At 45.2% G+C, this 8,554-nt stretch carries 6 protein-coding genes; 1 reads left to right on the top strand and 5 read right to left on the bottom strand.

Annotated features, from left to right (window positions below; all coding sequences use genetic code 11):
- Positions 1 to 214 (top strand): hypothetical protein (locus ACE5CV_RS12660; RefSeq protein ID WP_374950540.1); only part of this gene is annotated, 214 nt, incomplete at its 5' end.
- Between the two features lie 72 nt (positions 215 to 286).
- On the opposite strand, the gene ACE5CV_RS12655 is transcribed toward ACE5CV_RS12660, so the two are convergent.
- The 5 genes from ACE5CV_RS12655 to rfbC form a co-directional block, all read right to left on the bottom strand.
- Complete coding sequence (locus ACE5CV_RS12655; protein ID WP_374950539.1) at positions 287 to 1,060, bottom strand: GLPGLI family protein; 774 nt, start codon at positions 1,058 to 1,060, stop codon at positions 287 to 289.
- 29 nt (positions 1,061 to 1,089) lie between these two features.
- On the bottom strand, positions 1,090 to 3,900 hold the full coding sequence (locus tag ACE5CV_RS12650) for an outer membrane beta-barrel protein (RefSeq protein WP_374950538.1): 2,811 nt from the start codon (positions 3,898 to 3,900) through the stop codon (positions 1,090 to 1,092).
- 111 nt (positions 3,901 to 4,011) lie between these two features.
- Positions 4,012 to 6,816 (bottom strand): S8 family peptidase, encoded by a 2,805-nt coding sequence (locus ACE5CV_RS12645; RefSeq protein WP_374950537.1) that lies wholly within the window; start codon positions 6,814 to 6,816, stop codon positions 4,012 to 4,014.
- Between the two features lie 82 nt (positions 6,817 to 6,898).
- On the bottom strand, positions 6,899 to 7,735 hold the full coding sequence (locus ACE5CV_RS12640) for a M57 family metalloprotease (protein WP_374950536.1): 837 nt from the start codon (positions 7,733 to 7,735) through the stop codon (positions 6,899 to 6,901).
- 264 nt (positions 7,736 to 7,999) lie between these two features.
- Entirely contained in the window at positions 8,000 to 8,554 is a 555-nt protein-coding gene (gene rfbC, locus ACE5CV_RS12635; RefSeq protein ID WP_374950535.1) for a dTDP-4-dehydrorhamnose 3,5-epimerase, read from the bottom strand.

The following is an 8,554-nucleotide window of genomic DNA, read 5'->3' as shown; positions in this document are numbered from 1 at the left end:
TGATGTGCTTAAGGTTAGGCTACCGGCAGGCAGCAAAGAAGAATCGTCGTGCGATTTGGGCGAGGGCATTGTAAATTACCCTAAGCTTATCCGCGCCGGCATCGCCGAAGGCATGCAATACTTTTTTGTAGAAGGCGAACGCTACTATAAAGAAACGCCTATGCAAAGCGCACAAAAAAATGCCGCATACTTAAAAAAGATGCGGCTGGTATAAAGGAGTTGAAAAGTGTAAGGTTAAAAGCCTAAACCGAATTCGGAGGCTTTGAACCTTACACTTTTAAATTAGCTATAGGAGATAGATACTAAAAAACTTTTTACCGTATTCGCCCCAGTCTTTTAGGGCGTTGGTAAGGGTGGTTTTTAAACCGGCGTAGGTAACTACCTTACCCTTGGCTGGTGCTTTAAGGCTGGTTTCGGCAACGGGAATATCAACCACTTTAGTAGCAAACCAGGTAACGTTATCATGCGGGAGGGCAACACCCAGTATCATCCCCGGTAACCCGGTGAACGACTCGGGGCCACCTGCAACGGGTATCTCATCGGTATAAAAAGCCACTACGTATATCGAATCCATTACAATGGCGTTAGCCCGACGGCAGCTGTAACCGGCAATTTCGCGGGTTTCGTTGGTTATCTTCCAGTTTATTTTGCGGGCGGTATCTTTTACCAGAAAGGTTTCATCAAACACCTTTTTGTTGGTGATGCTGTAATAGTTGTTCAGATCGGTATAAACGTTATTGATCTGCTGCGCCAGGGGCATATCGCTAAACCAGCTGTTGCTCGGCGGCGAATCATCTTTAACCGGTGTGTATAACGATTTGTTGTTGCCAAAGGTAAGGGTGCTTTTAAGTATCTTAAACTGCGGCTGTGTTTTTTTATAGCTCTCAAACGCGGGGCCGTACCAGTTTTCGTTATCCTTATTAATGGCTTTTTTAATTACGCCGTACATGTTCACCTTTTTCTCGTACTCGATGGTGCCCTGCGTGGTGAAATGAGCGTTCTGTGCAAATAAAAGGCTGCTGCTTAGCAAACCTATCATTATGAGTATATAATTTTTCATTGTTGTTGATATCTGATATAAATTTATAATTATTTTTTTGCCGGTGCGCCGCCGCCCGCGCCGCTAAAATCCCATATTACAGAAAGCATAAAGTACCTGCGGATGGTTGTGTAACTATTTTGAGTAATTAAGTTAGCCGATGCACTACGGGTGAAGCCGGAGTTTTGGTTAAGCAAATCGTTACCTCTCAGTGCCAGCTTAAGCGGGTCGCCTTTTAGGAACGATTTGGTAACCGTGGCATTGATAATTGTTTGATGAAAATCGGTACCGAAAGATTGCGTTGCAGCTTTGTACTGATATTGGCCGTCGGTACTAATCTGGAATTTGCCCGGCAGATAAAAGTTAATGTAGTAGTCGCCTGCAAAACCACGGCCATTGTTATTGATCAGGGGCTGTAAAGACGATTGGCCTACGGTGTAATCCGGACCGGCGTTTATATACACCTGGTACTTTTTCTCTTTGTATTTAGATAACGACAGTTGCCCGCTGTATGAGTATGATTTGGTTTTGTTAAGCGCACTATTGATTAAGCTATAGTATACGTTACCATTGGTTGATGCATTGATACCAACATTCAGCCCAAACACCTTACGGCTGGCATTGGCATAAATATTATAGTTGGCAGGCTTTTGCCCGGGCAAATTCAGCGCCTGAGTAGTGCTCTTACCTAATACCGGGTCGGTAATGGTGTTATTTACGATAGGGTTGCTGGTAAAACTGTAGTTACCGGAAAGGTATACGCTTTGATCACTGATAACCTTGTAAGAGTTATACCACAGGTTAAACGAGTTGCGGAAAGACGGCCTTAGGTTAGGGTTACCGACAACAATATTTAGCGGATCGGTATTTACGCGTATTGGCTGCAATTGATCGATAGTAGGTTGTGTTTGCCTGCCGCTATAGTTGATATTAATATTGCTGTAAGTAGAAAACTTGTACTGGAAGTTTGCCTGCGGGTTCCAGTTTGTGAAATGCCTTTTAGCAGTTCCGCCGTTTATCAGGTCTTCCTGCTTAAACCTTACATCAGCTACGTTGGTACCAAACCTAAGCTGGCTTTGCCCGCGTTTGTAGCTAAAGTTTGCACCACCCTGGTTAGATGTCTGGTTAAAAATATAATGGTTACTCAGTGAATCATTTAGGCGGTTATAGATACCCGGTGCCGATTGATCGAACGATTTACGATCGGCATTGCTGTTATTTAAGTTGATGCCGTAATTAAGCACCAATGAAAGGTATTTGTTTATAGGTTCGGTATAGGTAATATTTGTACTGAATTTTGATGTTTTAGTGTTATCCGTTTTTAACTGATCTATTACCTGGGTGCTATCCAGTTGCCCCTGCTGATCGTAGAGGTCTAACCTTGATTTTAAGAAACCGTTTGCCTTGCTCTTCGTAATTCCTGTGGTAACGTTAACCGATACCGTACGGCCTTTTTTCTTTAACTTTTTAGTGTAAAATGCCGATGCATTAAATAACTGCTGATCTACATTATTAGTTAAATTACGGCTATTCCGGTTAAGCAGCGAACTATCTGCACGGGTGCTGGTAGCCATGCTGGTAGTATTTGTTTTGCTGTTTTTAAGTGTGCCGTCTACCGAAATTTTAAGGTTTGAAGTTGTATCCAATTTAATGGAATAGGTTGCATCTAGTTTTTGCCTGAAAGCGTAATTATTGAAAGTTTGATCGGTTGTGCTGTTAATCACATTACCCGGCAGGTTTTGCTGCGAAATGGTATTGTTTTTACCGTCAACCTCTAACGACCCTATTTTGTAATTGGTGTTGAGCGTATATTTGTCATTTTTCCACTTATCATCGTAATGCAGGCCGCCTGTGCGGGCAACAGGGATACCACGGCCATCATACCTGCCGCTGAACGAGTCCAGGCCGTTATCACCGCCGTTGCTAAAATAAAAACCGCCATCTTCAGAAAACTCGCCGCCGCCGGTACCCAGCTTATTATTATCTTCCCAACCAAGGCCCGTTTTGCCGGTATTGCCTAAAGTTCCATAAGCGGACATCTTCTTTTTACCCTTAAACCTGTTGTAAAGGCCCTGTGCCTGGTAATAGCCATCTGTACCGATACCTGCATCCAGTTTACCAAAATAGCCGTTCTTTTTATCCTCTTTCAGCTTAATGTTAATGGTTTTGGTTTTTTGCCCATCGTCAATACCGGTAAAGGTAGCCTGGTCACTTTTTTTATCATACAACTGTACCTTATCCACCATATCGCCCCGAATGTTTTTGGTAACCAGGGTAGGGTCGTCACCAAAAAACTCCTCACCATCTACCAGTACCTTACTAACCGTTTGGCCCTGTGCGGTGATCTTGCCGTCTTTATCTACCTGGATACCCGGCAGCTGTTTCAGCAGGTCTTCCACCTTTGAATTGGGTTCGATAGTAAAAGCCTTGGCATTAAACTCGGTGGTATCGCCCTTTATTTTAATGGCCGCAACGCGGCCGGTAACCAATACGGTACTCAGCAATCTGGATTTTAGCTGCAAATCGATATTGCCAAAGCTGCGCTGGGTTTTTACAGAATCTAAAGTGAAATTCTCAACGTAATCTGCGTAGGCAGGATAGGTAACCAGCAAAATAAATTTACCTGTGCCAATATTGTTAATGGAGAATGCGCCACCTGTGGTTGCACGGGTAAACTTAACCAGGGTAGAGTCTTTTGCTCTTAACACGCTTACCGAAGCATTAACCAATTTCGCGTTCGATGCACTGTCGGTAATGATACCTTTGACCAGGTTTGGGAATTTAGCAGGCGGAGAATTTTGCGAAAATACCGTAAATGCAGAAAGCACCAGGCAAATTAGTAAGGCAATAGTTAATTTCATGATAAGGGTTAAGGATGTTGCAATTTATAACTAAATCCTTAGTACTCCAAATTATATGTATGTTAATTATTGTTAAAATAGCACCTGGAAGTGTTAAAAAAGGCTTTGCTGTTACAACACCTTTAAAATTTTCCCGCTATAAACAACTTTTCCCGCAAGCGAAATTGCGCAGGCGTAGGTGCCAGGGATTAAATTAATGGAGATACTGTTTTGCAGGCTGTTAAAAGTTTTCGTCAGGCTTAATTTTCCGCTCATGTCATAAAACCTAATTTCGTAGTCTTCCTGTTTGCCGGTAAGTATAGTCAGCTGGCTCCGCACAGGGCTGGGAAAAAGTGCGAACTGGTTGCTTTGCAAAACGGTAACGTTAGCCAGATCCGAATATACCGATGAGCCATCGGTAGTAGTGAGCGTAGCCCGGTAATAACTGATGCCTTTTTTAGGGTTAGCATCGCTGAAAGTATATTGCAGCAGATTATCTGTAACGGCACTTGTGCCAATCGCTGTAAATTTATTGGTGCCGGTGAGTTTTTCCCAGGTGATGGTCTTGAGGCGGATGGTACTGCCCAGGCTTAGGTTTAATAAAACATTTTTATTATCTGCTAATTCGGCAAGCAGGGCTTTTGTGTAGCAGCCAACACCCTGGCTTGTGGCATCGATGGTAAAACTCCTTAATCCCTCAAACCCGTTACCTAATGCACTAACCGCAAAATATTTGGACGATTGCAGGGCAGCCGGTATCACGGCAATGGAATCTGTAACGGTACTAAGCTTTTGCAGCACATTGTTTTTGATAGTGTACACCACATATCCGGTAGCACCGGGTTGGGCATTCCAATGCAGCAGGGTGCCGCTGGTGCAATCGTAACCCACATTTAAGGTAAGAGGACGGGTTAGGGTAAACTCTTTACTGATATAATCTGTACCACTAACGCTGCTTTTGAACACCGCCTGGGTAAAGGCATGTGGTGCGGACCATTTGTATAGCCCTGCAGTGGGGTTAACATCTGCCAGTTTAGACCAGGTTGTACCATGATCGTAGCTCACGCTAAGCAGCGCTGTCACATTGTTGTAAGTACTTTGCCAGCGCAGGTAATTATCCGCTGCTGCAAATAGCTGGTTATTACCTGACGGAGATGTCCATTCAAAGGTGTTAATCAGCTTGGTTTGATAGGCAATGTAAAAACTCTGTAGGGCTGTACTTACGTTGGCTCCGGTAACCTGTATGGTGTAAATACCAGCGACAGGGTTTTGCAATGTTACCTGCTCCGTGTTGTTCAGTGAATCTATTCCGCGCACGGCAGGCAGGGCCAGCGAATCGGCATCGGGATAGCTGCTGAGTGTCCATGGCAGCAAACGTCGTCCATCAGGTGAATTAACGGATAGATCGAGGTTGTTGATCAAAGCCACAGGTGCATTAAGTTCGGCAGCAATGTCATTCCACGCCAGTGAAACCTTTAGCTCGCTGCAATTTGGAGGCACTGTTACCTGGTAGCTTATGGTTTGATTGGGAGTTACAGTGCCGGCCTTGATACGGTTATCGGTTATAGTGCGCAACGCTTCCAGCGCGTTTAGCTTGCCATAGCCTGTTTTGTGATCTACATAGGGTATGCCGATATCATCAGCACTATTGATCAGCACACTTTTTATCAATGCGGCCGATGGTGCCTTGCCGAATTGTTTTTTATAATCCTGCTGCAGTAAGGCTACCGTACCCGTTGTCAGCGCTGCTGCCCCGGATGTACCATCTTCGCCACCGGCAACAATCTCGGGCTTGATGCGGCCATCATAAGCCGGTCCCGATGAACTGAGCGCCTCGGGGATGTTAAGCCGGTTGGTTCCGCCTACCACAATTACGTTCTTGGCCTGTTTGAACGTGCCGGATAGGTTGGCAACATTGGCAATGCCGCCATACATGCCGGCAACAGGCGTTGTAGTACCACTATTACCTGATGAGAATACGTGCACCAGGGTATCAGCCTCAAAGATCTGTTTATCGTAAGCCTCTGCCTCGATACCGTAAAAATTTTCTATCCCGGTGCCGTACGAATGGTTTTGTACACTGATGCCGAAGTTTTTAAACAGGCCGATACTGTCGGGCAACAAGTTTGCGAAAGATGATGAGGTGAACTTTACAGCTGGTGCGGCCCCAAGCCCAAGCGCAAACGAATTTCCGTTGCCGCCAATGAGCGTAGCCATAATGGTAGCGTGCCCCGTAATTTTTTGTGAAGGCGTTATAGAGGTAAACGAGCGCCCAAGCAGGTCCAAATCGGTCAAGTCGTATTTTTCTTCTTTCACGCTTATGTTGATGCCGCTGCCGTTTACGCCGGCAAAGTTATCGGCAATGGCAGAGATGTTGTTCGACCCAAGGTCCAGATCGCTGATCACCAATTCTTCGTGCGCTTTGCGCTGCAGGCCGGCAAACTTAACATCTGTACGGGCAAGCAGGGATGGCAGCGCCTCAAGCGGAATTTTTATGCTGATGAGGTTGTTATGTACAGACATGATGGAACCCGCAGACCTTAATGCATCAAGCAAAGCCGCGCTTTGATGCGTTACTACAATATCGATCTGTTTACTTGTACTGGGATGTTTTTGTGCCAGTTGTGCCAGGGCATCGTCGGCTTTCCAGAGGTTGTTAGCGGCGGTAATGCTGCTGATGTTTTTGTTCCCTGCTACGCTATCACGCAATGCGGCGATAAAGTAATTTGCCGAAAGCCTTTTTAAAAGGCGAAAGTTTTTTTGATCGGCACGGCTTTTAAACCTGATGAGGTAAACCCGTTCGGCACCCGGCAGTACCGGGGAAGATAACTGTTGAGAATAGGTTTTTGCGATCAGTTGTTGATCGACACCTTTTTGCGCCCAAAGCGGATGGGTACATAAAAACAGTAGCGCAAGGCAGGCAAAGTGTTTGATCATTAACGGAAGGGCGCATAAATAAGGGGGAGCGTTACACTCCCCCTTAACGGTAAAATTAATATACTTAAATCAACTCTCTTGCTTAGTATAGATAGTTCAATGCAATTTTATCGTTCGCGTTAAAGGTACGGTCGCCACCATTAGAACAAGCCAGCATCCATGAAGCGGCATCGGCAGTAGATGGTGTGCCCGGGATGCGTACAGCGCCAATGTTTGATGCACCTTCGTTGGTAGCAGCGCCACCGCAGCTGTAGGCGCGGTTGAAATAATCGGTATGGCGGAAACCGATGCAATGGCCGATTTCATGCTGCAATACAGATGTAAGGTAGCCAACATTTGGGTTTGAGCCGTAAGCAGCGGCATTAGTATTCATTTTAACCTGGCTATACGGATTGCCTGATGATGTAGGGAAACCTGAAGAACCTAAGGTAATGTAACCACCACTTGGCCCTTCGTTAAAGCCGATAACCTGGATCTGGCCGCCACTGCTTACAAACTGGAACTTAAGCGTTAAGTTTAACGCGTTGTAACGGTTAATGGCATTCTGTGTAGCTGTTGCGTACACAGCTGGCAGGTTAGATACTGATACGGTAACTGTACGCGGCAGGTTTTTTACCACGTTGGTAGTTCGGTACTGCTCTTCTTCGGCTATGCGCAGTGCAGGACCAGTACTCGCAGCAGAAAGGTTGTCGTCGGTAAGCAGAATATCGCCTTCAACAAGGTAGCCACCTTCAACCTTACGCGCATCAACCGTGCTGAAACCCTGGTCTGAAATTGCTTTGAGGGCGCTTGCCGAAATCTCGGCCTTTGCGGCTACAGGTTGCACATCGGCAGATTGGTTGTTTTTGGTACATGCAAACAATACCGAGGCCAATAACACGGCTGCAAAGCCGGTTTTAAACAATAACTTTTTTTTCATGAGAATGTGAGTGTTAGTTAGTTTAATTTGTTAATTAATAGACGTTAAGCTGGCCAGCTATACTTTGTATACGCCGATTGTAAAAGGAAAGTTACCGGCTGTTAACAAATAATTAAAACAAATTTTCTTTTAAAACTATAAGGAATGGAAATATTAACAGAAATGAAAAACTTACTTTTGCGGCGCTGGTAGATTCCGGAAATAGCGAAATAAAAAAAGCGGCTTAACCAAAGTCAAGCCGCCTATACTTATTTTATTTAAAACCTAATACACAAAAGGGCTCCGGAAGGAATCAAAATCCGGTAACTCCTGATCTTTTGGTGATAACAGTGCATCACGCTCATCAATGCCCCATCCAACAGCAAGGGCCGGGTCATTCCAAACAACGCCAACCTCTGATGCTTTATTATAATAGTTAGTTACCTTATAAGTAAATATGGTATTATCTTCTAAAGTAACAAAGCCGTGCAGGCAACCCGCAGGTACCCAAATCTGAAGATTGTTTGCCGCGCTTAATTCAACCGCTATATGCCTGCCATAAGTTGGCGAACCCACGCGCGCATCTACTGCCACATCCATAACACTCCCCTTCAGCACACGCACCAGCTTGCCCTGTGCAAATGGCGCCGCCTGAGCGTGCAAACCGCGCACCGTGCCTTTTTGCGATAACGATTGATTGTCCTGTACAAAGTCAACGTCGATGCCGGCATCCAGCCACTTAGATTTGCTGTAACTTTCGTAAAAGTAACCGCGGTCATCGGTAAAAACCCTTGGTTCAATAATCAGTACGCCGGGGATGGCGGTCTCGGTAAATTTCAT

The organism is Mucilaginibacter sp. (assembly GCF_964263795.1).
In the GTDB taxonomy this organism is placed as follows: domain Bacteria; phylum Bacteroidota; class Bacteroidia; order Sphingobacteriales; family Sphingobacteriaceae; genus Mucilaginibacter.
Note: the sequence above shows the minus strand (reverse complement) of the source record. Positions and strands in the feature narration are given on the sequence as shown.

Coding starts and splice junctions, on each gene's coding strand:
- ACE5CV_RS12655 (WP_374950539.1), bottom strand. CDS start 1,060: ATGAAAAATTATATACTCATAATGATAGGTTTGCTAAGCAGCAGCCTT.
- ACE5CV_RS12650 (WP_374950538.1), bottom strand. CDS start 3,900: ATGAAATTAACTATTGCCTTACTAATTTGCCTGGTGCTTTCTGCATTT.
- ACE5CV_RS12645 (WP_374950537.1), bottom strand. CDS start 6,816: ATGATCAAACACTTTGCCTGCCTTGCGCTACTGTTTTTATGTACCCAT.
- ACE5CV_RS12640 (WP_374950536.1), bottom strand. CDS start 7,735: ATGAAAAAAAAGTTATTGTTTAAAACCGGCTTTGCAGCCGTGTTATTG.
- rfbC (WP_374950535.1), bottom strand. CDS start 8,554: ATGAAATTTACCGAGACCGCCATCCCCGGCGTACTGATTATTGAACCA.